A 21,439-nucleotide genomic window follows, 5' to 3' on the forward strand; every position below is an offset into this window, starting at 1 on the left:
CTCTGGCGGTTGGATGCGGCCTGCTGGCAGGCTGAGGTGCCTTGCCCGGGCGCGGCGTGCACCCGGTGCACGAAGGTCCCCTGGAGGCCGTGCGCCTGCCGATGGAGTTCCACGGCGAAAAGGTATGGCCCCATGCCGAGTACGTGGCGCGCACCGAGGCCCAGTGGGAGCAGGCGTGGAGCCAGGGGCGCAGTACCGACCCGCGCAACGACAGGCGCCCGCGCGACGGCCGGCCCATGGTGGATTTCAGCCGCCACATGGTGATCGGCGTCTCGCGCGGCTACGGTGTCCAGTGCACCTACCTGGATATCCGTGATGTCGTCGAGCGGCCGGGCGAGATCGAGGTGCGGTTCGTGCACCTGTGGCCGCCGCGGGAAGAGCTCGATGAAGTGGAGCAGCAGATGATGGACAGGGCCAGCACCAACGCCTGTTTTGCCACGAGCGTCCTCCTCGTGCGGTGGTACCTGCTGCCGCAGAGTTCCAAGCGCGTGCGCTTCGTGCGCATCCGGGCCAGGGGGCCCGACGGCTGACGTGGTTGGCGCCCTCAGCCGGGCATGGGAACGACCACAGCCAGGGGCAGGGCAGGGGGCTCATCGCCCCAGCGCCAAATTCGGTCCAGGCTCGCGATGGCACTCCACCGTGTTCGCATTCACCCACTCGTAAGCCACCCCATGCCCGCACACGAATTGCGCGGCCATGTGCCGGCGCTGCTCCGTGCTGGGCTGCCGTGGCAACTGCTCCTGCGCTGCGGCCTGCTGCTCCAGGCGCTCGCGCCGCACTGTGTGCTGTGCGTCCTCGTGCATCGCCCACAGCAGCGTGCACCCGATCGCCAGTGCGCCGAGCACGAGAATGGCGTTGGCAGGCGTGACGGCGCGCCTGGGGCCCTGCATTTTCGGCCCTTCCATCACACGGCCTCGGTATGCGTTTCGGCCCAGGTGCGGGCCAGCACCTCGATGGCCTCGCGCGCGAGTGCATGGCCCTGCTGGGCGCAAGTGACGAGGGCGTGCATGGCGCGGGTGTCGTTGTCGCGGTAGTCCATCGCAGACAGCAGGCGCGCGTAGTCGCCGCCACGCGCAAAGGCCAGGGTTTCGCGGTGGGCGGCGTCTTCGGCGGCGTACTGCGCGTCGGACGCTGCAGCGCGCGCTTCGTGGTGGTGGACCGCGTCGCGCACCGGGTCGTTGGCGCTGCGGCAGAACAGGGCCCTGTCCCTGTCCGTGCCCTTGTCCATCCCGGTGGTCGGCGGGGCGGCGAAAGGTGGGCGATACGGTGCGGCGGCGGTAGCAGGGTACAAGGCGGTTTGCATGGTGCGGTGCTCCTGGCGGGGGGCAACCCATCCGGTCTGTGACCGGATGGCATGGGACGGGGGGAGAGGAGAAGGCGGCAGCCCTTGGCGCGTGCGGACGGTGGATGGATGAATGAACGGATGAATGGATCAGATCGGTTGACGCCGCAGTGCGCAGGGGCTGCCATGGGGTCTATTGTTTAGTTTTATCTAAACTCTGTCAAGATAAGCTTAAACTGGAGTTTAGGGATTTCGCGACTATCCGTGCGCAGGCCGCAGAAAGCCCCAGCGCTGGCCTGCCTGGGCTCGGCTGTGGCGTATGTAGTGGGCGCCTGCAAAAGCCTGGTACCTGTGGGCCCTGTGGCTGCCGGGGTGTCCGGCTGAACAATGGGAGGGGTGTTAATGCCCGCAGGCTTTGCCGCAGATGCTTTTGCTGCCGTGGAGGACGATGGGCTGCTCATCGTCACGCTCGGGGCGCCGTCCACCGAGGACGAGGATGCCTACCTGATGCTGCAGCACCAGGACGAATACGACGAACAGGACGTCGAGCTGTGCATGGACCTGCCCTGTACCGAGTACTGCGGCCAGGGCTGGTCCTGGTACGGCCACATCCTGTCGTTCGCCCTGCACCGCGACCATGTGAGGGTGCAGATGGATGCGCAGGCCGCCCAGGAGATGGACAATGAAGGCCTGCTCGAAGTGCGCTTTGACTTGGCCGATGCCCAATTCCACGCGCTGCGCCTGGCGCTGCAGCGGACCTTTGCCGGGCGCACGTGCTTCCACGACAGGGCCTGACCGTCGCCTGACCTGTAGCCACCTTGGAGATTGCCATGACCACCCTGGTGCAGCTCTCTGAACTCATCGACGCCTTCCAGTGGACCAGCGCCACGGGGCCGCTCGAGAACGCTGCCTTTGTCGACCGCAAGACCGGAAGGATCTGGTGCGTCGGCGGCGACTGGGAGGACGAGGACGACCCGGTGCCCGACGACCTGGAGGATGGGTCGCTGTACCTTGCCGTGCCGGACCCAGCGGGGTTGGGGCTGGGACGGCGCCTGGCCTTGCGCTTCGCCGAGGAGCAGGCGCCGCAACTGGCCGAGCGGGTGTACCGCTTTTTCGAGCGGGCGGGCGCCTATGGCCGGTTCAAGGGTCTGCTGGAGGACCATGGCCTGCTGCAGGCCTGGTACGACTTCGAGGCCGCTGCCACCGAGCAGGCCTTGCGCGAATGGGCGGCCGAGAATGGATTCACGCTTGTGGAGCCGCGCCCACTGTGACGGGCGGCTGCGCCGCGGTCAACAGTCAGCGCTTGCCGGTGCCGCGGTAGCGCAGCGTATCGATCGCCAGCGCAAAGCCGGGCTCCACGGCCTTGGCGGATTCGTCGGCCACCTGGGTCATGATGATGGCGGTGGTCTCGCCCAGGTTGGCCTTGAAGAAGCGCGCCTCGTGCGGCAGCTTCAGGCCCTGCAGGCTGATCTCGAAGCGCTGCGAGACGCCCTTGCTCTCCTGGCCTGCCACTTTGCGGGTGAGGGGTGCCGTGGTCACGGGGCCAAAGCGCAGTTGCTGCGCGACTGCGCTGGCATTTTTTGCGGATTCGGCGCGGTTCTTCGCCGTGTTGGCTGCGAAGGCCTCGATGTTCTGGTCCTTCAGGAAGGGGCTGAACATGAAGGTGACGACGGCCTCGTCGGGCCCTTCGAGGTCAATGCTGCGCAGGCGGGTTTCGTCCTGGGCGACCGAGTCCTCGGTCACCTTCCAGCCGGCGGGGTGCTCGAAGCTCACGCCGTCCTTGCTGTAGGTGGTGTTGGGCGCGGCCAGGGCGGGCTGGGCCAGGCCGGCCAGCAGCAGCGTCATCATCATCATCATCATGAGGCCTAGGGCTGCGGTGGTGACGCTGCGGCGTGTGGCTGCGCGGATGGTGGGGAGCGGGGTTGCGCAGAGGTGCATGGTGCGGTGCATGGGTGAGGGAGAAGAGGGGAGGTCGGGAAGGGGCAGGACCTGCCTACCGCTTGGCGCGGTAGCGCAGCGTGTCCATCACCAGGCCCAGGGCGGAGTCCACCTGCTTGGTATCTTCGGCCATGGATTGGGTCATGAGGTTGGCGCTGCTGGCATCGCCGAAGTCCATGGAGAAAAAGCGTGCCTCGAGCTGCACGGTTTCGCCCCCGGAGGTGTAGCCGAAGCGCTGCAGCACGCCCTTGATTTCCTTGCCGCCCACGCGCCGGGTGATGGCGCTGGAGGCCAGGCCCGTGGGGGTGATCTTGTCCGGGCCCTCCTTGGCCGCAGCGCCCTTGTCCATCTGCGCGCGGTGCTCAGCGGCGCGCGTGGCCAGGGTCTCGATGTTCTGGCCCGACAGGAAGGGGATGAACATCAGGCTGATGATCGCGTCGCCGGGGCCTTCGAGGTCGATGCTGCGCATGCCGGCGCCGTCTTTCTCGATCTCGTCGGTCATCACCTTCCAGGTGGCGGGGTGCTGGAAGCTGACACCGTTTTTGCTGTAGGCCTTGGGTGGTGCGGCCTGGGCGGGCAGGGCCAGCCAGGCCAGGGTGGCGGCCAGGAGCAGGGTCAGGGCGCGCAGCAGGTTGTTGGTGGGCGGGTGCAGGGTGGGGGAGTGCATGGGGGTGTGGGGTTTGCCGGGGGCGGGGGCTTGGTTGGGGCTGGTGGATTCTCGCATTCGTGGGGGCTGTAGTCGGGGGCGATGCATGCCAGCGCTGCGGCAGTCGCAACCGGCAAGATCGCTTTTATGGTCCCTTGTTACCCATTTGGGCCGTCTCGTTCAACATCTGGACAAGCATCTGCCCCAGTTCGTTACGACGAGAAGGCGTCATCCGCGGCTTGATGGCCGCGATGGAAATGGCCGCAAACGGCACGCCGCCCGGGTCTGGGATGGTGGCGCCCACGCCTGCCACTCCCTGCGTCACGGTGTCCACCATCTCGGCATAGCCCTGTTTCTGGGTCTTGGCCACCACCTTGCCAAAGCGCTCCGAGGTGAGACCCGCCGCATCGAAGGCAGGAGCGTGCTGGCTGCGGATGCGCGCGATGTCTTGCGCACCCGCGCTGGCCAACAAGGCCATGCCGCCCACGCCAATGCCCAGGGGCCGGATGTCGCCCACGCGCGTGCTGAAGATCTTGACCGGAAAAGCCCCATCCTCACGCTGCAGGCAGACCGTGTAGTCGCCCTGGCGCACCAGCAGGAACACGGTGTCTTCCGAAATGCGGGCCAGCCGGCGCATCAGGCCGCCGTAGGTGGCCACCAGCGGCGCCCGGCTCAGCGAGGCAAAACCCAGGCGCATCACCTCCAGGCCCAGGCTGTAGCGGCGCGTGAGTGGGTTGCGGTCGGCGAAGTGCTCCTCTACCAGGCAGGTCATGAGGCGGTGCGCGGTGGAGCGCTCAAGCCCCGTGGCCGCCACCACCTCGCTCACGGCCATTCCGTGCTCGTGGTGCTCGCCCAGCACACGCAGGATCTGCAGGGCGCGGCGCATGTTCTGCGCCCCCGGGGTTTCCACAGGTTTGCTCACGATGTGGGATTTTTCTATGTTGCTGTTTGTCATGTGGACATTGTTGCCGGACCATTGCTTCATTGCCAAGCACCCACCCGCACACACCATGAACCCATCGCCCGAGCCCATCACCACCGAAACCCTGGGCGCCGTGCGCCGCATCTGGCTGAATCGGCCCGAGGCGCGAAACGCGCAGAGCCAGCAGATGCTGGAGGCCCTGGACCAGGCCTTCACCCAGGCCGAGAACGACCCAGACGTCCGCGTGGTGGTGCTGGCCGCCCGGGGCGGGCATTTCTCCGCCGGTCATGACCTCAAGCAGGCCCAGGCCGAACGCGCCGAGTTCACCGTGGAGCAGCGCTGGGCCTACGAGGAAAAGCACTACTACGGCTACTGCATGCGCATCTGGGACTTTCCCAAGCCCACGGTGGTGCAGGTGCAGGGTGCTTGCGTGGCGGCGGGCTTCATGCTTGCCAACATGTGCGACCTGGTGGTTGCGGCCGAAGACGCCTTCTTCTCCGACCCCGTCACGCACACCATGGGCGCTGCGGCCACCGAGGTGCTGATCCACCCTTGGGTGATGGGCTTGCGCCAGGCCAAGGAATTTCTGTTTACCGGCGCGCGCTGGAGCGCGCAGCAGGCACGCGAAGCGGGCTTTGTGAACCGCGTGGTGCCCACGGCAGAGCTGGAGGCGCAGACCCTGGCGCTGGCGCAGCGTATCGCCCAGGCGCCGCCATTTGCGCTGCGCGTGCTCAAGAAATCGCTCAACCGCTCGGTCGACGTGCGCGGCATGCGCGAGGCGTTGTCAGCCCACTTTGACCTGCACCAGCTCAGCCATGTGAGCGAAGAGTACCGCCAGACCAAGGAGGCGGGCCTGGCCAGCGCCATCGCCAAGGGGGCCCGCGCATGACGACGGGCCCGCACCTACCACATCGCCTGCAACCCCTGCTGGCCCCGCGCTCCATCGCCCTGGTCGGCGCCAGCGACAACCCGGGCCGCATAGGCGGCATGCCGCTCGATCTGCTGCGCCACTTCGCCTTTGCGGGTGCGGTCTACCCGGTCAACCCCAAGTATGAAGAGGTTTTCGGCTATCGCTGCCACCCGGACATCGAATCCCTGCCCGAGGCCTGCGACCTGGTGGTGCTGGCCATCGCCGCCCCCGAGGTCACGGCCATGCTGGAGCGCTGCCACGCCCGGGGCATACCCGCTGCCATCGTCTACGCCGCCGGCTTTGCCGAGGCGGCGGGCGAGGGCCTAACCCTGCAGCGCACGCTGGAGGCGTTTGCGCAGCGCAGCGGCATGGTGGTGGCCGGCCCCAACTGCATGGGCTTTGCCAACCTGAACCTGCATGCCTACACGGCCTTCGCCTCGGTGTTCAAGAACGTGCCGCTGCAGACGGGGCCCGGGCGGGCCAGCATCGTCACGCAAAGCGGCAATGTCTGCTCGGCCGTTTTCGCGCTGGCGCGCCGCCTGGGGGTTCCGGTCAGCCACTTCATCAACACCGGCAACGAGGCCTGCGTGGAGTTTTCCGAATACCTGGAGTACCTGGCGCAGGACGAGACCACCGAGTGCGTGGTCGGCTATGTGGAACAGCTGCGCAACGGGCCTCGCTTCATCGACGCCGCGCTGGCCTTCGCGCGCAAGCGCAAGCCGCTCATCCTGTACAAGGCGGGCGAGACGGACAAGGGCTCCGAGGCCGTGCGCTCGCACACCAGCGCGCTGGCCGGCGATCTGGCGCTGTACAAGGCGGCCTTCGAGCAGCTCAACGTGATTCGCGGCACGGACTTCGCCCAGATGGCCGACCTGGCCTACCTCAGCGGCTTTCGTGCACGCCAGGGCGGGCCGCGCGTGGCCATCGTCACCATGTCGGGGGCGCTCGGGGCCATCCTGGCCGACAAGTTCATCGGTGCGGGGCTGGAGGTGCCTACGCTCAGCGACGACCTGCAGCGTACCCTGCGCGAGGGCATCCCGGACTACGGCATGGTCTCCAACCCGGTGGACGTGACGGGCAACGTGGTCAACTCGCCGCAGTTCGTGCGCACCATCCTGGGGGCGCTGGCGCAGTCGGATCAGGTCGATACCGTCGTGGTCTATGCGCCGGGCTACCTGCTCGACCGCATGGCCGAGCCGCTGGTGGAGGTCTGTGGCCAGTGGAACAAGCTCGTCGTGGCCATTGACACCGGTGCCGCCACGTGCCGGGACCAGCTCGCACAGGCGGGCGTGCCGGTTTTCGACGACATCGGCCGCGCCACGCAGGCGCTGGCACCATTTTGCCAATGGCTGGCGCGCCATGAGGCGGTGGCCCGCTGGGCGGCGCTGCGCCAGGCGCAGGCGGTGGAGTCGGGCACGCCACCGGTGCTGCCCGCGGCGCTCAACGAGCATGCCACCAAGCTGCTGCTGGCGGGCTACGGTGTGCCGTCGCTGCAGGGCCTGCCGGCCCGGGATGCCGACGAGGCGGTGCACGCGGCAGGGCAACTGGGCTACCCCGTGGCCCTGAAGATCCTGAGCGCCGACATCGCCCACAAGACCGAGGTCGGCGGCGTGCGCCTGAACGTGGCCGACGCGCAGGCGTTGCGCAGGCACTGCGAGGACATGCTCGCCAATGTGCAGCGACACAGCCCCGCAGCGCGCATCGACGGCTTCCTCGTGCAGCCCATGGCCAGCGGCGGCGTGGCCGAGCTGATCGCAGGCATCACGCACGACCCGGTGTTCGGCCCCGCGCTCACTGTCGGCCTGGGCGGCGTGCTGACCGAGCTGTACCGCGACGCCAGCCATCGGCTGCTGCCCGTGGACGCTGCCATGGTGCAAACCATGCTGCGCGAGCTGCGCGCCTGGCCGCTGCTGGACGGCTTTCGTGGCCGTCCCCTGGCCGATGTGGCCGGTGCATGCGAAGGCATTGCGGCGCTGTCGCGCGCACAGGCCGCCCTGGGCCCACAGGTGCGGGAGATCGAGATCAACCCCCTGCAGGTGCGCGCGCAGGGACAGGGCGCTTTCGCGCTGGACGCGCTGGTCGTCGTCCAGGACTGACCGGACAGGCATTTCACAAGGAGACAAGCATGGCATCCCTCTTCACCAAGATCGCTTGCGCGCTGGCAGCAACCGCCGCGCTTGCGGCGACCGCCCCGGCCCTGGCGCAGGACGGCTACCCGAACAAGCCCATCCGCATGGTGCTGCCGTTCCCGCCGGGAGGCGTCACCGACCTGCTGGCGCGGGCGCTGGCCGACAAGCTCGGGCCGCGCCTGGGGCAGCCGGTGATCGTGGACAACAAGCCGGGCGCGGGCACGGTGCTGGCGTCCGATCTGGTGGCCAAGGCGCCGGCCGACGGCTACACCGTGCTGCTGGCCGCGTCCTCGCTGGGCACAGCGCCGCTGATCTTCAGCAAGGTCAACTACGACGCGATCAAAAGCTTCACGCCCGTGACCCAGGTCGCATCGGTGGTGCATGTGCTGGTGGTCAACCCGTCCCTGCCCGTGAAGTCGGTCAAGGACCTGGTCGAGTACGCACGCGCCCACCCGGGCAAGCTCAACTACAGCTCCACCGGGGCCGGCACCTCCACCCACCTGGAGGGCGAGCTGTTCAAGAGCATGGCCAATGTCTACATGGTGCACATCCCGTACAAAGGCAGCGGGCCGGCGCTGACCGACCTGGTGGCCGGGGAGGTGAACGTGATGTTCGACGCGCTGGGTTCCTCCGGCCCCTTCATCAAGGCCGACAAGCTGCGCGTGCTGGCCGTGACCACCGCCAAGCGCTCCGAATCCATCCCCGAGCTGCCCACGGTGGCCGAATCCGGCGTGCCGGGCTACGAGGCCATGCCCTGGCTCGGCCTGGTGGCGCCGGCTGGAACGCCCGCGCCCGTAGTGGACCGGCTGCACCGCGAGATCGCCGCCATCCTCAAGGAGCCTGATGTCCGCGAGCGCTTCAAGGGCTGGGGGCTGGACATCATCGGCAACACGCCGGCCGAGTTCGCCAGCTTCATCCGCCGCGATGTGGACCAGTGGGCGCGCGTGATCAAGAAAGCCAGCATCAAGGCGGATTGATCCCATGCGCTTTGCGATCACCGAACAGCAGCAGCTGGTGCAGGACAGTGCCCTGCACTGGCTGCGCGAGAACTACGGCTTTCACCAGCGCGCGTCGGGCGTGCACCGCGAGGGGGGACACCCGCAGGCGTGGCAGGCCTTTGCCGAGCTGGGCTGGCTGGCCCTGCCCCTGGCAGAGGACGTGGGCGGCCTGGAGGGTGAAGCCCTCACGGTGGGCCTGCTGGCCCAGGCCCTGGGCGCACACCTCGTGGTGGAGCCCTACGTGGCCCAGGTGGCGCTGGCACTGCGGGCGCTGGACCGCTGCGCTGCACCGGCGCAGCGTGCTGCCTGGCTGCCGGCCCTGGTGGCCGGGCACGAGCGCCTGGCCTGGGCCCATGCCGAGCCGGGCGACGCCACACCGTTTGCGCCGCGCGCCTGCACTGCGATGCGCCAAGGCGAGGGCTGGATGCTGCGCGGCATGAAGCAGGCCGTGCGCGGGGCCGGTGGCGCCGCGCACTGGCTCGTGTCCGCCAGTGGCGGTGATGGCGGGCCGCTGCTGTTGCGGGTGCCCGCCGGTCTGCCCGGTGTGCGCGTGGATGCCTATGAGACCAGCGACGGCGCGCTGGCGGCCGACCTGTACTTCGATACCGCATGGGTGCCGACAGAGTCCTTGGTCGGTGAACAGGGCGCCAGCGCCGCGCTCGACGAGGTGCTGGCGTTCGGCATGGTGGCAGCCTGCTGGCAGGCCACGGGCACCATGCAGGCGGCGCTGGCACAGACCCGGCGCTACACGGCCGATCGCCAGCAGTTCGGCCAGGCGCTGGCGCAGTTCCAGGTGGTGCAGCACCGCATCGCCGAGATGGCGGTGCTCTGCACAGAGGCACAGGCAGCCTGCGAGCTGGCCGCCATGCGCCTGGAGTTGGCCCGCGGTGAGGTCCTGCACGCAGTGGCTGCCGCCGTGCGCAGCAAGGTGGTGCGCGCGGCAGGCTTTGTGGCGCGCGAGTGCGTGCAACTGCACGGCGCCATGGGCGTGTGCGAGGAGTTGCCGATTGCGGCCAGCTTCCGCTGCCTGCTCGCCTTCGAGGCCGAGGACGGCAGCGCCGACACCCACGCCCGCTGGCTGGGGCGCCACGCCCTTGATTCCCAGCGCCATACCCACAGCCAGACACTGGGAGAGCATTGATGGATTTGGCATTGGACCCACTGGACCGGGCATTCCGCCAGGAGGTGCGCGACTTTCTGGCCACACACCTCACGCCCGAACTGCGCCTGGGGCAGGCGCGTACCACGGCCATGTACCCCGAGCCGCACATCTCCGGCCCCTGGCAGAAGCTGCTGCAGGCGCGCGGTTGGCTGGTGCCCCTGTGGCCGGTGGAGTGGGGCGGAACGGGTTGGTCGGCGCTGCAGCGCTTCATCTTCGAGACCGAGTGCGCGCTGGCCGGCGCCCCGCTGGTGCACCCCATGGGCGTGCGCCTGGTGGGTCCGGTGCTGCTGCGCTTTGGCACCGAGGCGCAAAAGCGCGAGCACCTGCCGCGCATCCTCTCAGGTCAGGACTACTGGTGCCAGGGCTTCTCGGAGCCCGGCGCGGGCTCTGACCTGGCCGCGCTGCAACTGCGCGCGGACCGCGACGGCGAGGACTACGTTCTTAACGGCACCAAGATTTGGACCACCCACGCTCACCATGCCAACCGCATGTTCGCGCTCGTGCGCACCAGCCGTGAGGGGCGGCGGCAGGAAGGCATTTCATTCCTGCTGATCGACATGGCCGCTGCGGGCATCAGCGTGCGGCCCATTGCCACCATCGGCGGCGACCACGATGTGAACGAGGTGCACTTCGACAGCGTCCGCGTGCCCGTGGCCCAGCGCGTGGGCGAGGAAAACGCGGGCTGGGAATGCGCCAAGTACCTGCTCGAATTCGAACGTGGGGCGGGCATCTTCAGCCCCCGGCTGCGCGCTCAGCTCAAGCGCGTGGCCAGCGTGCTGCCGGCGGCACCAGAAGAGGGCCCGCTGTGCCAGGCCTTCGGCGAACTCAATGCCGACCTCGATGCCTTCGAGTGGCTGGAGGTGCGCAGCATGGCGTCGCTGGCGCCGGGGGCCAGCCCCGGGCCAGTGGCGTCCATCCTGAAATTGCGCGCCAGCCGCCTCAAGCAGGCCATCGGTGCCCTGGGCGCCCAGGCTCTGGGGCGCAGCGGCCTGCGCTGGCACAGCGAGTCTGTGCTGGCCGGTGCTACAAGCCCCCAATGCAGCACGCTGGTGCCCGAGTACTGCAACAGCCGGGCCTTCACCATCTTTGGTGGTGCGGCGGAGATTCAGCTGGGGCTCATTGCACGGACTTTGTAGTTGCCAAGTCGCTGGCGAAGGGAATGGGATCTTGAGGGCCAGAGGCAAGCGTTACACGCTGAGCAATGCCCTGCATCGCCACCAGGTGGGCATCAGGCCAAAGCAGGGCAAGGACGGCTGCTTGAAGTGCTTTTTGCTCACCACCGCTGTCTATTGTTTGACCTGATAGACCTTTTGGCCGGGCCAAAAACCCAGCCCACACATTCACCCCATTGGCTTCCAATGCGGCGCTTCCGGCTCCGGGTACAGCAGCGCCTCGCGCGCCGGCCGCTGCATGGCCTCCCACTGGCGGCGGCGCTTGATGTCGCGGGGACGGATTTTTTCGGGCTGGGTTCGGTGGGTGCGGGACATGGTGGTTACCTCCTCTTGGCGGGTGTGGGGTAGCTCCATTGGCGCGCTGACTGCACCCCGTGGCTGTCGGACGGATTCGATGCAGGGCATCGGCCGCCGCCGAGGGCGCGTGCAAGGCCCTCCCGACGCGCCCCCCCAAAAAAAACAGCCCGCGGTGGGCGGGCTGTAACTTGCTGTTCAGCAAGGGAGGGGTGGGTGTCGATGCGGTATCGACAGGAGCAATACTAAAGATCCCGACTCGCGATTTTTGTAGGACGGCGCCCCGTTGAAGCGTTTGCAAAAGAGAAGGGCATTTCAACCACGAGGGGGTTGCTCCCTGTGCAGGCCGGGTGCTGCCTGTAGGAATTGTCCGACCCGCCCATTTTGCAAAAGACTGCATGCAACTGTTGCAGTGCGTTCTAAGCTGATGCCTTCTTCACGGAGGACCACATGCCTATCTTGGGAATCGTCTTTGGAATCCAGGCCATTGCCATCGTCGCAGCGCTGTCGCTGAGCCTGGCCATCTACTCCTGATCTGCTTTGGGGTTGGGCGATAGGCGATGGGCGACGGGCCCCGCTCAGGGCGCCGCCCGCCGCAGCATCAGCCCCAGCGCCACCAGGCCCAGTGCCAGCACCGCCAGCCCAAAACCCAGGGCGGTGGCATGCAGCCCGAAGGTGCCCGCAGCCAGCCCGGCCACGATGGCCGGCACGCTGAACGCCAGGTAGCTGAGCACGAAAAAGCCCGACATCAGCCCCCCGCGCTCTGCCGGCGTGGCGGTGCCCACCAGGCTGCGCAGCGAGCCGTTGAAGCCCGAGCCAAAACCCACGCCCGCCACCACCGTGCCCGCGAAGAAGGCCACGGTCGAATGCATTGCCACGCCCGCCAGCGTGATCACCAGGCCCAGCACCAGCGCACCGGTGCCCAGCAGCAGCACCTGGCGCGGCGCCCGGGTGCGCACGAAAGCAATGGCCACGGCACTGGTCAGCACCAGCGCGCAGATGAGGGCGCCGCCCACCACCGGTGCGTGGCTGCCCGTGATCACCCGCGCCAGCGTGGGCCCGAGCGAGAGGTAGAAACCGCCCAGTGCCCACAGCGCCGTGTTCAGCGGCAGAATGCGCACCAGCGTGCTGCGCGAACTGGCCGGTATGGCGATGCGCGGACGCAGCGAGCGCCAGGCGCCTGGGCGGCGCACCACCGTTTCTGGCAAAAAAACGGCGGCCAGCGTCTGCAGCACGAACAGCGCGAGCAGCAACTCGAACACCAGCGCCGTGTGCGTGGGTGCAAACTGCACCAGCGCACTGGTGCCCAGCGCCCCGACGGCCATGCCCAGCATGGGCGCCACGCTGTTGACCAAGGCGCCGCGCTCGGTGTGCAGGTCGATCAGCGCTGCGCTGAGCACGCTGGTGGCGATGCCCGTGGCCAGGCCCTGCATGATGCGCGCGGCAAACAGCCAGGCCACCGAGTCGGCCTGCCAGAAGAGCACGGTGGAGACGATCTCCAATACCAGCGCCAGCAGCACCACCTCGCGCCGGCCCCGGTGGTCCGAGAAGGTGCCGAACACCAGCGCTGCGCCCAGCAGCGCAAACGCATAGCTGGCAAAGACCAGCGTCAGCGTCAGCGCCGAGAAGCCCCAGCTGTCGCGGTACAGCGCATACAGCGGCGACGGTGCGCTCGACGCTGCCAGGAACCCCACCAGGATGGAGGCCAGCAGCCACAGGGCCATGGCATGGCTGAGCCGCCGTGTGGGCGCGGAGGGCGGGGCGATGGCAGCAGCAGCGCCGAGGTTCGTGGCCATGGAAACTCCAGTACGAGGCAAAAGCAAAGAATTTGCTTTTGCGTATTAAACCACTAAAGCAATGTTTTTGCTTTAGCATGGTGGCCATGAACCTCAGACCAGCCCCCCGCCCCGGGGGACGCAGCGCCCGCGTGCAGGCCGCCGTGCACCGCGCCACCCACGAGCTCACCGAGCAGATCGGCCGCGCGCAGCTCACCGTGCCGCTGATTGCCGCGCATGCGGGCGTCACGCCGTCCACCATCTACCGCCGCTGGGGCGACCTGGCCGAGCTGCTGGCCGACGTGGCGCTGGACCGGTTTCGCGCCGACACCGAGCCTGCGGACACCGGCAGCGTGGAGGGTGACCTGCAGGCCTGGGCCGAGCAGTTCTTTGAAGAAATGGGCTCCGAGGTGGGGCAGGCCATGCTGCGCGATGTGCTGGCCGGGCGCAGCCAGGGCGAGATGCCCGTGCCCTGCCAATGCGCGGCCTACACCGCCAGCCAGATCGAGATCGTGCTGGCGCGCGGCACCGCGCGCGGCGAGGCCGTGCCGGCAGTGGACGCCATCATGGACGGCGTGGTCGCGCCCATCATCTACCGCACCCTGTTCGGGCCCACCCGGGCCAGCCATGCGCTGGTGCGCGGGCTGGTGGACGGATGCATGCAAGGGGCAAGCCGGTCGAATGGTGCGGCCCTGGCACTCGCGGGTGCCGCAGGGCCGGCCTCTTTCATGGACTGAAGGCGGCAGGCAAGGCAACGGCGAGTGTGGCCCTGCTTGGCCCTCACCCTTCGGGCTGCGATGGCAGCAGGCTGCATCGCAGCGTTGCGGCCTTTGGCAAGGCGGCCAGCGTTGGTGGCAGCCCGCTGCAACACCGGGGCACGGCCGAGTTCTCGGTTTCAGTGGACCAGCAGCTTGCCGGATCTGGAAATCGTCGGCTGCAAATCGGCTGCAGCGGTCCATTTTTCACCGCCTTTTTTCCCTGCAGCCTGACTATGGGGCTGCCTATCCGGAAAAAACTGTTTCCGCTGAGGTCGATTCTCACTGCGACGCTCCAAATCCGACCCGCTCCTGTGCCTGGACGGGCATGTCCGCCTGCGCGGCTCGCTGTTCCCGGGGCGGCTGGGGCCCGTTGCCGGCCGCTGGGGCCACCACGTGCACGGTGCGCGTGGGAAAAGCGAAATCGATGCCCTGCGCCGCCAGCTCGCGCATGAGCGCCAGATTGATGCGCTGCTGCTCATCCATGTAGATGCCGTAGGCCGGGTCGAGCACGATGTAGACCACCTCGTAGTCCAGCGAGCTGTCGCCGAATTTCTTGAAATGCGCGCGGTCGAAGCGCAGCTTGTCGCTGGCCTCGATGATGCCCTTGACCAGTGCGGGAATGGCCTCGGCCTGCCCGGCCGTGGTGTCGTAGGTCACGCCGAAGCCGAACACGATGCGCCGCTCCCGCAGCCGCTTGAAGTTGCTGACGGTCTGCTTGAGCATCTCGGTGTTGGACATCACGACCTGCTCGCCACTCAGGCTGCGGATGCGCGTGGTTTTGACGCCCACCATCTCCACCGTGCCCGAGACGCCGCCCAGGGAGATGAAATCGCCTACCTCGAAGGGCTTGTCGGTGGCGATGGCGATGGACGCGAACAGGTCGCCCAGAATGTTCTGTGCCGCCAGCGCAATCGCAATGCCGCCCACGCCCAGGCTGGCGACGAAGGCCGTGATGTTGACCCCTACGTTCGACAGCATTGCCAGCAGCGCCACGGCCCACAACAGCGTGCGCAGGCCCCATGAGACCAGCGTGGTGGCCGCGCTCTGCGGCCCCTGGCCAGTGGTGGCATGGCGCTCGGCATAGCGGCGCAGGCCGATGGTCACCGCACGGTTGGCCCACAGCGCCAGCTGCAGGGCCAGCGCCACGAACCACAGCTGGCCCACGCGCGAAGCCCAGCGGTCCGGCAGGTCGAGCATGCCCACGCCGATCAGCAGCGCGGCCAGGGCCATCAGCCACTGGCTGGTGCCGCTGAGCACTTCGATGAAAAAGTCGTCAGCGCGGTTGGTCGTGCGGCCTGCGATCTTGGCAAGCCTCTTGAGGGCGATGCGTACCGTGGTGGCCATCGCCAGATAGACCAGCATTGCAACCAGGCAAGCGATGGCGATGCTGCTGACGGACAGGCCTGCGATGGTGGTGTGCTGGAGCCAGGGGAGGAGGGAGAAATCACTGTTCATTCCCCAAACCGTAACAGCTAAGCATTCCTGGCCGCCAGATGCCGCACCCTGCGGGTGGGGCTTTTCGTGCCGAGGCCGCTGCAGGGTGCTGCGCAGTCCGGCTGCTGCGCAGCAGGGGGTCAGGGCCTTTTCTTGCGCGTTGCGCGCCAGTCCCACGGCGGCAGCGGGCTGGTCTGCGCCCACAGGCCGCGCCCGGCCGCCTGGGCGCGCAGCTGCACATCGGCCAGCGCCTCATAGCCCAGGCCCACCTTGGGGTCGTACCAGGCCATGCCGGCGCGCAGCTGCTCGGTGGCGGCGTCCTTGCCCTGGCATTCCACGTCGGCCACGGTGCGGCCAAAAACGTCGACGGTGATGTTGCTGAGCTTGACTTTCTGCGGTATCAGGCACAGGTTGACCAGGCTCTTGTGCGACAGCTCGCCAAAGGGCTGGCGCATCTCGGGCGCATCGATGGCGCGCACGGCGACAAAGGTCTCTTCATTGCGGGTCACATCGGCGCAGCGGGCGCGGAAAGAGTCGCCATCGTGGATGGCAACGACCAGGCAAAGCAGGGTGGCGGTGGTCAAGGGCATGGTGTGGCCGGGCGGTGCGGGGTGACTAGGTGGGGGCGGCAGCAGTGCCGGCGGGCGCGTGTGCAGGCGCATGCCCGCGCGTGCAACCGGCCTCTCGCGCCGCGGCATGCGGGCGGTGCTTGTCGATGCGTTCTGCCATCCCTCTCACCCCGATTGTGTGTTGGTGGAATTTTTGTGGCGCTATTTTGCTATGGCTGGGCCGGCCTGCAGCAGCTTGGCGCGCGGTTTTGGGGAAGTTCACCCAAATGCCAGGCGACTTTTCACCGCGTCGCCGGCATGATGCGCACCTCAATCACCTCAGCAAGGCGGGCACTGCATGGCGAACGGACACCCGGGCGACACGACACCACCACGCACCCGGCCGGCTGCCGGCATGGGCATTCTGGGGGCCTTGCTGCTGTTTGCCGGCGACATGCTGCTACTGGGCCATTGGGGGGCTGCCGCTGATTTCCGCGCCGGGATGCTGGAGCTGATCCGCTCGGCGCCGGTGGAACGCATCTGGGCCGGCGGCCTGCTCGGGCCCGTGGCGGGGGCCTTGCTGGTGGCGGGCTTCTGGCAGGTCTGCCAGGGGGTGAAGGTGCCGGCAGGGTGGGCGGCGCGCGCCATGTTCGGCCTGTTCCTGCTGTTTGCGGTGGGACTGGCGGCCATCCATTCCGTGTGGGCGGTGTTCGAGCTGCTTATCCGTTCGTGCGTGGATGGCGCGGCCGGTGGGGCTCCCGCGGCATGCCAGGCGCAGGCCGACGCCGTGCAGGCCTACATGCGGGTGTCGCTGCTGGCCCTGGCCGTGCCGGGCGCCATCGCCTCGGTGATCCTGGCAGTGCTGGTGCTGCGCAGGCGCACGCACCTGCCGCGCTGGACGGTGGTGGCCAACCCGCTGCTGCTGGTGGCGGTGCTGTTGCCCGCATTTGCCGCCGCGCCCGCACCCATCGGGGCGGTGCTGCTGGGCGGGTCGGCGAGCATTCTTCTGCTGTTGTTCTTTGCGGTGGCCCAGGGCAGCACCTGGGGCCGCGTGCAGTGAACCAGCACGCGCAGACCTCACTTTGAGCGTTTTCTTCAGCGCGCGGGCCGTAGCCGGTGCCCCTCCCTGGCTGGGGGTGTCATGGGAGTCAGGCACGATGGATTGCCGTTCCGGGCAAGATGGGCATTCCCTGGGTCGGCTCGGCCAGGCGACCCATCGCAAGCATTGCCGTGGCGGCAGTGCTCGTGCCAGAACGACGCCATTCACCTCTGACCTGGAAGGTAACGCACATGTCTGACCCCGTGAACGACAACGACGACCACAACCCCTATGAAGATGCCATGGCTGCCTACGACCGGGGGCATCTGAACAAGGCTTTCAAGCTGTTCCTGGCGGGGGCGGAATCGGGCGACGTGGATTCGATGGCCATGGTCGCGGTGATGTATGGCGCGGGCGAAGGCGTGCGGATTGACCTGCACCAGTCCATCGAATGGGACCAGAAGGCCATTGCGGCGGGCAGTGAGCTGGCGTTTTTGAACATTGCCATCACCTACCGCTGCGTGGGCGACTTGGTGAATGCCAGGCACTTCTTCGAACGCGCTCTGGAGTCCGGGGACGGAGAGGCCGCGCTGCAGCTGGCCAAGCTCTACATGGTCAGCGACAAGGAAAGCGAGACGGTGCGCAAGTACCTGCACATCGCCATCGACAGCACGAACGCCTTCGACGACACCAGGCAGGAAGCCCGGGACCTGCTGGCGCGGGGCGTGCAGCGCGACTGACGGTCTGGTTCAGCCGCCGGTTTTCCTCTTTGTGCTCGCCCGCTTGCGGGCCTGCGCCAGTTCGGCCCACACCGGCGCATGGTCGCTGGGGCTTTGGTGGGCCCGCTCCTGGCGGTCCACACCGGCGCCCACCACCTTCAGTTGCTGGCCGACCAGGATGTGGTCGATGCGCAGCCCTGCATCGCGCTCCCAGCGCCGGCGCCGGTAGTCCCAGAACGTAAACAACGCAGGCCCCTTGGGGTGCGCCTGGGCCAGGGCGTCGGTCCAGCCCTGGGCCAGCAGCTGTGCAAAGGCTTGCCGGGGCTCGGGTTGCAGCAGGGCGTTGTCGCGCCAGGTGTCGGGCTTGTATATATCGGCGTCGGTGGGCACCACGTTCCAGTCGCCCAGCAGCACCACCGGGTGGCCCGTGGCCCAGAGTTCTGCAGCCCGCTGCTGCAGGCGCGAGAACCAGCGCATTTTGTACTCAAACTTGGGGCCGGGCCTGGGGTTGCCGTTGGGCAGGTACAGGCAGGCGAACAGCACGCCGCCGATGGCGGCCTCGACGTAGCGGGCCTCCTCGTCCGCCGGGTCGCCAGGCAGCGTGGTGGCCACCGGCAAGGGCGCGGCGCTGCGTGCCAGCAGGGCCACGCCGTTCCAGGTGCGCTGGCCCACTGCTACCGCGCCGTAGCCTGCGGCCTGCAGCGCATCGGCAGGGAACTGGGCCGTGGTGCACTTGAGCTCCTGCAGGGCCACCACGTCGGGCTGGGTGCGTTGCAGCCAGTCCACCAGCTGGGGCAGCCGCTTGTGGATGTTGTTGACGTTCCAGGTGGCGACCCGCATGGCATCACGGTGCTGGCATGGCACAGGTTGCCGTGGTCACAGGGCCTCTTCTTTTCACGCGGCCTTGCGGTGTGGAGTGGTCGTGCCGGTCTTCCTGGCTGGCGCGGCTTTGGCGGTGGTCTTTTTGGCGGGGGCCTTGGTCTTGGGTGCCGACTTCGCATCTGCGCGGCCCTTGTGGCCCAGGCTGCGCTTGAGCAGGGCGGTCAGGTCGATCACATCGCCGCTGGCCTGCGGTGCTTCCTCTTCGGGCTCCAGAACGGTCTGGGCCTTGCCTGCCTTGGCTTTTTTCTCCACCAGCTTCATCACCTGGCGGCGAAACTCGTCCTTGAAGTCGCCGGGGTTCCAGGGGCCCGACATTTCCTGGACCAGCTGCGTGGCCATCTTGAGCTCGGCCGCGCTCACGCTCTTCTTGCCAGCAGGCGGCAGCTTGAGCGAGTCGAGCGTCTTGACCTCGTCGCCCCAGCGCAGCAGGTTGAGCACCAGGGCCGGGCCCGAGGGCACCAGCGCCGCCAGGTGCTGCTTGGTGGCGATGACTACGCGCGCCAGCCCGATCTTGCCGGTGGCGATGAGGGTTTCGCGCAGCAGCGCGTAGACCTTGTCGCTCTTGTCTGTCGGGGCGACGAAGTAGGGCCGCTCCAGGAAGATGAAGGGCATCTCGGCGGCATCGATGAAGCGCTCGATGGCGATGGTCTGCGTGGTTTTGGGGAAGACTGCCTCGATCTCCTCGGGGCTGATGACCACGTACTTGCCTTCGCCATACGCCACGCCCTTAACGATGTGGTCGCGGTCGATCTCCTTGCCCGTGCGCTTGTTCACGCGCTTGTAGCCCACGGGGTCCATGGTGCGCTTGTCCAGCCAGTCGAAATCAACGCCCTCAGCGGTGGCTGCCGTGTGCAGGCCCACGGGGATGTGCACCAGGCCGAAAGTGATGGCGCCCTTCCACAGGGTACGGCTGCCGCCTGAAGACGCGGGTGCTGTTGCGGCGGCTGCCTTTGATGCTGCTGCTTTGGCCATGATGGCTACTCCCCACGGGAACCCCGGGTGGCAGAAGTCTGGCGCGCTGCGCTGGTGCGAGCTGTAGGCGGGCGCTCACGCAGTGGGTAGGCATTCGGGCAACTGCCGCGTGTGCCGCATTCACCTATGCTGGAGCCCTATGCCCGCCACCACGCTTCGCCCCATCGCAGTGCACGTGCAAGAGGCTGTGCCAAGCCGGTTTCATTGGGTTCTGACCGAGCGCGGCAGCGGCAACGGCTGGGCAGAGATCCAGCGCGCGCCCGCGCCCGCCGCCACTTACCGGCAGGCCATGGCCGACGGGCTGCTGGCACTGCAGGCATTGATCGACGACCTGGACATCGGCCCGCGCAGCGCCGCCATGCAAGCCCCTGGCCCGCATGGGCTGCCCAGGCGGCATGCTCGCCAGGCTTCATCGGATGCCGCCCCCGCACCCCTGCCCGCCAAGCGCTCGCTGTTCGGATTCGGCCCCGCGAGGTGACATGCGGTGGCTCTTTGTAGGCCGCTTGGCGCAGGCCAACATCCGGTGAGAAAAAACCTGGTGCGGCGCAAATGGGACGCGCCAACGGCACGCAGTCCTACTGCTGGGTATTTTTGTGACTACGTAGTATGAGTGACGGCAATTTGACCGTTATTCACCGGAGACAATTCCATGTCGAACCCATCCACACCACGCACCCTCCCGTCCCTGCGCCACCTGGTGGCCGTGCCCTTGATCGCAGTGGCCGCGCTGGGGCTCACCGCCTGCGACACCATGAAATCCAGCGGCTCCAAGTCTTCGTCATCGCAGATGAGCAGCCCGCAGGCCAGTGGCACCAATTCCGGCGCCATGGGTGGCTCGACCACCAATTCCAGCAGCCCCGGCAGCTCGACCGGGATGAGCGGCACGGCGCCCTCTTCGAGCGGTAGCGGCACCGGCAACTCGGGCACCGGCACCGCCGGCGGCACTGGCAGCTCGGGTGGCACCGGTGGCGCCGGCCCTGGCGCTGCGGGCGCCCCTGGCGGCAGTGGCGGCTCGCGTTGATGGTTTTTTTGACGCCGTGACATGGGCGCCCCGCCAGAGCCCCAGGAGGCTATTGCCACCTGGGGCTTTTTCATGCCCTCTCGAGACCCGTACCTGCGCCCATCCCCGCCGCATGCCTGCGCCGCACCCGGCATGTCCGTGGGGCATCAGCCGCCGTTCATCAGCGCGTTGTAGCGGCGCTGCATCTCTTCGGGCGTAAGCTTTTCGATCAAATGGCCGATGTTCCAGCGGTGGCCGAAGGGGTCGCGCACCACGCCCGAGCGCTCGCCGTAGAACGCGTCCTGCGCTGGCCGCTCCAGCGTGGCGCCGAGGGCAAGGGCTCGGGCGATCACCGCGTCCGCATCGTCCACGTGGATGTGCAGCGACACGCTGGTGGGGGTGCCGGGCTGCGGGCCGTGGATGCCGAACTCGGGGTATTCGTCGCTGACCATCAGCGTGCAGCCGCCGAAGTCGAGCTCGGCATGGCCCAGCCGGCCGGTGGGGGGCTCGGTCAGGCGGAACAGCTCGCGCGCGCCGAAGGCTTCTTCGTAGAAGCGGATCGCCGCTGCGCCGTCGGCGACGTGCAGGTAGGGAAAGAGTTCGTGGACCATGTCGTGCATCTCCTTTGGTTGCAAGTTCAGCACCACTGTAGGCAAGGCGGGCAGGGATGTCTTGAAGGAAATTGACCCTGGACCGGGTTCTTGGCTGCGTACTTCGGCACCGTGGACACAGAAAGAAGCCGGCACCGTGAGCAGAGGCGCAAATGGCCGGCCGAACCTTGCTGAAGAACAGTTGCGGGCGTGGGCTAGACTTTGGGTATCGGCCAGGAGCAGCCGTTCAGACGTTAGAAGGAATCTCG

The 21,439-nt window shown here is 67.8% G+C and carries 25 protein-coding genes; 13 read left to right on the forward strand and 12 right to left on the reverse strand.

What is annotated here, in order from left to right:
- The first annotated feature begins 65 nt into the window (after positions 1-65).
- Positions 66-530, forward strand: coding sequence for a hypothetical protein (locus tag ACSQ3Y_RS14535; RefSeq protein ID WP_436177799.1), 465 nt, complete (start codon positions 66-68; stop codon positions 528-530).
- A gap of 60 nt (positions 531-590) precedes the next feature.
- On the opposite strand, the gene ACSQ3Y_RS14540 is transcribed toward ACSQ3Y_RS14535, so the two are convergent.
- Together ACSQ3Y_RS14540 and ACSQ3Y_RS14545 are read right to left on the reverse strand one after the other, a co-directional pair.
- On the reverse strand, positions 591-890 hold the full coding sequence (locus ACSQ3Y_RS14540; RefSeq protein WP_436177800.1) for a hypothetical protein: 300 nt from the start codon (positions 888-890) through the stop codon (positions 591-593).
- Between the two features lie 14 nt (positions 891-904).
- A complete protein-coding gene (locus ACSQ3Y_RS14545; protein WP_436177801.1) occupies positions 905-1,303 on the reverse strand; it encodes a hypothetical protein in 399 nt (132 codons plus the stop codon).
- A gap of 381 nt (positions 1,304-1,684) precedes the next feature.
- Between ACSQ3Y_RS14545 and ACSQ3Y_RS14550 the strand changes: the two genes are divergently transcribed.
- A complete protein-coding gene (locus ACSQ3Y_RS14550; protein ID WP_436177802.1) occupies positions 1,685-2,077 on the forward strand; it encodes an Imm10 family immunity protein in 393 nt (130 codons plus the stop codon).
- 35 nt (positions 2,078-2,112) lie between these two features.
- Positions 2,113-2,553 carry a hypothetical protein gene (locus ACSQ3Y_RS14555; RefSeq protein WP_436177803.1) on the forward strand — a complete coding sequence of 147 codons (441 nt, stop codon included), beginning with the start codon at positions 2,113-2,115 and terminating at the stop codon, positions 2,551-2,553.
- A 25-nt stretch (positions 2,554-2,578) separates the two neighbouring features.
- Here the strand turns inward: ACSQ3Y_RS14555 and ACSQ3Y_RS14560 are convergent, their stop codons facing one another.
- The 3 genes from ACSQ3Y_RS14560 to ACSQ3Y_RS14570 form a co-directional block, all read right to left on the reverse strand.
- Positions 2,579-3,232: a hypothetical protein gene (locus ACSQ3Y_RS14560; protein ID WP_436177804.1), complete on the reverse strand. Its 654-nt coding sequence runs from the start codon at positions 3,230-3,232 to the stop codon at positions 2,579-2,581.
- A gap of 43 nt (positions 3,233-3,275) precedes the next feature.
- Entirely contained in the window at positions 3,276-3,887 is a 612-nt protein-coding gene (locus ACSQ3Y_RS14565) for a hypothetical protein (protein WP_436177805.1), read from the reverse strand.
- A 124-nt stretch (positions 3,888-4,011) separates the two neighbouring features.
- Positions 4,012-4,821, reverse strand: coding sequence for an IclR family transcriptional regulator (locus tag ACSQ3Y_RS14570; RefSeq protein WP_436177806.1), 810 nt, complete (start codon positions 4,819-4,821; stop codon positions 4,012-4,014).
- Between the two features lie 55 nt (positions 4,822-4,876).
- Here ACSQ3Y_RS14570 and ACSQ3Y_RS14575 point away from each other — a divergent pair, with 55 nt between their 5' ends.
- From ACSQ3Y_RS14575 to ACSQ3Y_RS14595, 5 genes are read left to right on the forward strand one after another with little or no spacing between them, the layout of a single operon-like run.
- Complete coding sequence (locus ACSQ3Y_RS14575) at positions 4,877-5,677, forward strand: enoyl-CoA hydratase (RefSeq protein WP_057200872.1); 801 nt, start codon at positions 4,877-4,879, stop codon at positions 5,675-5,677.
- Positions 5,674-7,794: an acetate--CoA ligase family protein gene (locus tag ACSQ3Y_RS14580; RefSeq protein ID WP_436177807.1), complete on the forward strand. Its 2,121-nt coding sequence runs from the start codon at positions 5,674-5,676 to the stop codon at positions 7,792-7,794. The genes ACSQ3Y_RS14575 and ACSQ3Y_RS14580 overlap by 4 nt, the downstream gene beginning before the upstream one ends.
- Before the next feature lie 29 nt (positions 7,795-7,823).
- The gene (locus ACSQ3Y_RS14585) at positions 7,824-8,804 is read left to right on the forward strand and encodes a tripartite tricarboxylate transporter substrate binding protein (RefSeq protein WP_057200870.1); all 981 of its coding nucleotides are present in this window, start codon (positions 7,824-7,826) and stop codon (positions 8,802-8,804) included.
- A 4-nt stretch (positions 8,805-8,808) separates the two neighbouring features.
- Complete coding sequence (locus ACSQ3Y_RS14590; RefSeq protein ID WP_436177808.1) at positions 8,809-9,966, forward strand: acyl-CoA dehydrogenase family protein; 1,158 nt, start codon at positions 8,809-8,811, stop codon at positions 9,964-9,966.
- Complete coding sequence (locus tag ACSQ3Y_RS14595) at positions 9,966-11,123, forward strand: acyl-CoA dehydrogenase family protein (protein WP_057200868.1); 1,158 nt, start codon at positions 9,966-9,968, stop codon at positions 11,121-11,123. The genes ACSQ3Y_RS14590 and ACSQ3Y_RS14595 overlap by 1 nt, the downstream gene beginning before the upstream one ends.
- A 204-nt stretch (positions 11,124-11,327) precedes the next feature.
- On the opposite strand, the gene ACSQ3Y_RS14600 is transcribed toward ACSQ3Y_RS14595, so the two are convergent.
- Positions 11,328-11,474 (reverse strand): hypothetical protein, encoded by a 147-nt coding sequence (locus ACSQ3Y_RS14600; RefSeq protein ID WP_200961086.1) that lies wholly within the window; start codon positions 11,472-11,474, stop codon positions 11,328-11,330.
- A gap of 557 nt (positions 11,475-12,031) precedes the next feature.
- Entirely contained in the window at positions 12,032-13,249 is a 1,218-nt protein-coding gene (locus tag ACSQ3Y_RS14605; RefSeq protein WP_436177809.1) for an MFS transporter, read from the reverse strand.
- A gap of 86 nt (positions 13,250-13,335) precedes the next feature.
- Between ACSQ3Y_RS14605 and ACSQ3Y_RS14610 the strand changes: the two genes are divergently transcribed.
- A complete protein-coding gene (locus ACSQ3Y_RS14610; protein WP_436177810.1) occupies positions 13,336-13,965 on the forward strand; it encodes a TetR/AcrR family transcriptional regulator in 630 nt (209 codons plus the stop codon).
- Positions 13,966-14,265: 300 nt separating this feature from the next.
- Here ACSQ3Y_RS14610 and ACSQ3Y_RS14615 read toward each other — a convergent pair whose 3' ends face one another.
- Positions 14,266-15,441 (reverse strand): mechanosensitive ion channel family protein, encoded by a 1,176-nt coding sequence (locus ACSQ3Y_RS14615; RefSeq protein ID WP_436177811.1) that lies wholly within the window; start codon positions 15,439-15,441, stop codon positions 14,266-14,268.
- A 119-nt stretch (positions 15,442-15,560) separates the two neighbouring features.
- Positions 15,561-16,010: a thermonuclease family protein gene (locus tag ACSQ3Y_RS14620; protein ID WP_057200933.1), complete on the reverse strand. Its 450-nt coding sequence runs from the start codon at positions 16,008-16,010 to the stop codon at positions 15,561-15,563.
- Between the two features lie 316 nt (positions 16,011-16,326).
- On the opposite strand from ACSQ3Y_RS14620, the gene ACSQ3Y_RS14625 reads away from it, so the two are divergent.
- Together ACSQ3Y_RS14625 and ACSQ3Y_RS14630 are read left to right on the forward strand one after the other, a co-directional pair.
- Positions 16,327-17,028, forward strand: coding sequence for a DUF6796 family protein (locus tag ACSQ3Y_RS14625; RefSeq protein ID WP_436177812.1), 702 nt, complete (start codon positions 16,327-16,329; stop codon positions 17,026-17,028).
- 230 nt (positions 17,029-17,258) lie between these two features.
- Complete coding sequence (locus tag ACSQ3Y_RS14630; protein ID WP_436177813.1) at positions 17,259-17,747, forward strand: tetratricopeptide repeat protein; 489 nt, start codon at positions 17,259-17,261, stop codon at positions 17,745-17,747.
- A 9-nt stretch (positions 17,748-17,756) separates the two neighbouring features.
- Here the strand turns inward: ACSQ3Y_RS14630 and ACSQ3Y_RS14635 are convergent, their stop codons facing one another.
- Together ACSQ3Y_RS14635 and ACSQ3Y_RS14640 are read right to left on the reverse strand one after the other, a co-directional pair.
- A complete protein-coding gene (locus ACSQ3Y_RS14635) occupies positions 17,757-18,566 on the reverse strand; it encodes an exodeoxyribonuclease III (protein ID WP_436177814.1) in 810 nt (269 codons plus the stop codon).
- Positions 18,567-18,620: 54 nt separating this feature from the next.
- The gene (locus ACSQ3Y_RS14640) at positions 18,621-19,580 is read right to left on the reverse strand and encodes a Ku protein (protein ID WP_436177815.1); all 960 of its coding nucleotides are present in this window, start codon (positions 19,578-19,580) and stop codon (positions 18,621-18,623) included.
- Between the two features lie 139 nt (positions 19,581-19,719).
- Here ACSQ3Y_RS14640 and ACSQ3Y_RS14645 point away from each other — a divergent pair, with 139 nt between their 5' ends.
- Together ACSQ3Y_RS14645 and ACSQ3Y_RS14650 are read left to right on the forward strand one after the other, a co-directional pair.
- On the forward strand, positions 19,720-20,058 hold the full coding sequence (locus ACSQ3Y_RS14645) for a hypothetical protein (protein WP_436177816.1): 339 nt from the start codon (positions 19,720-19,722) through the stop codon (positions 20,056-20,058).
- A 171-nt stretch (positions 20,059-20,229) separates the two neighbouring features.
- Complete coding sequence (locus tag ACSQ3Y_RS14650) at positions 20,230-20,601, forward strand: hypothetical protein (RefSeq protein WP_436177817.1); 372 nt, start codon at positions 20,230-20,232, stop codon at positions 20,599-20,601.
- 146 nt (positions 20,602-20,747) lie between these two features.
- On the opposite strand, the gene ACSQ3Y_RS14655 is transcribed toward ACSQ3Y_RS14650, so the two are convergent.
- Entirely contained in the window at positions 20,748-21,191 is a 444-nt protein-coding gene (locus tag ACSQ3Y_RS14655) for a VOC family protein (protein WP_436177818.1), read from the reverse strand.
- Between the last annotated feature and the right edge of the window lie 248 nt (positions 21,192-21,439).

The sequence above is a fragment of the Acidovorax sp. LjRoot66 genome (assembly GCF_964253305.1).
Classification (GTDB): domain Bacteria; phylum Pseudomonadota; class Gammaproteobacteria; order Burkholderiales; family Burkholderiaceae_C; genus Acidovorax.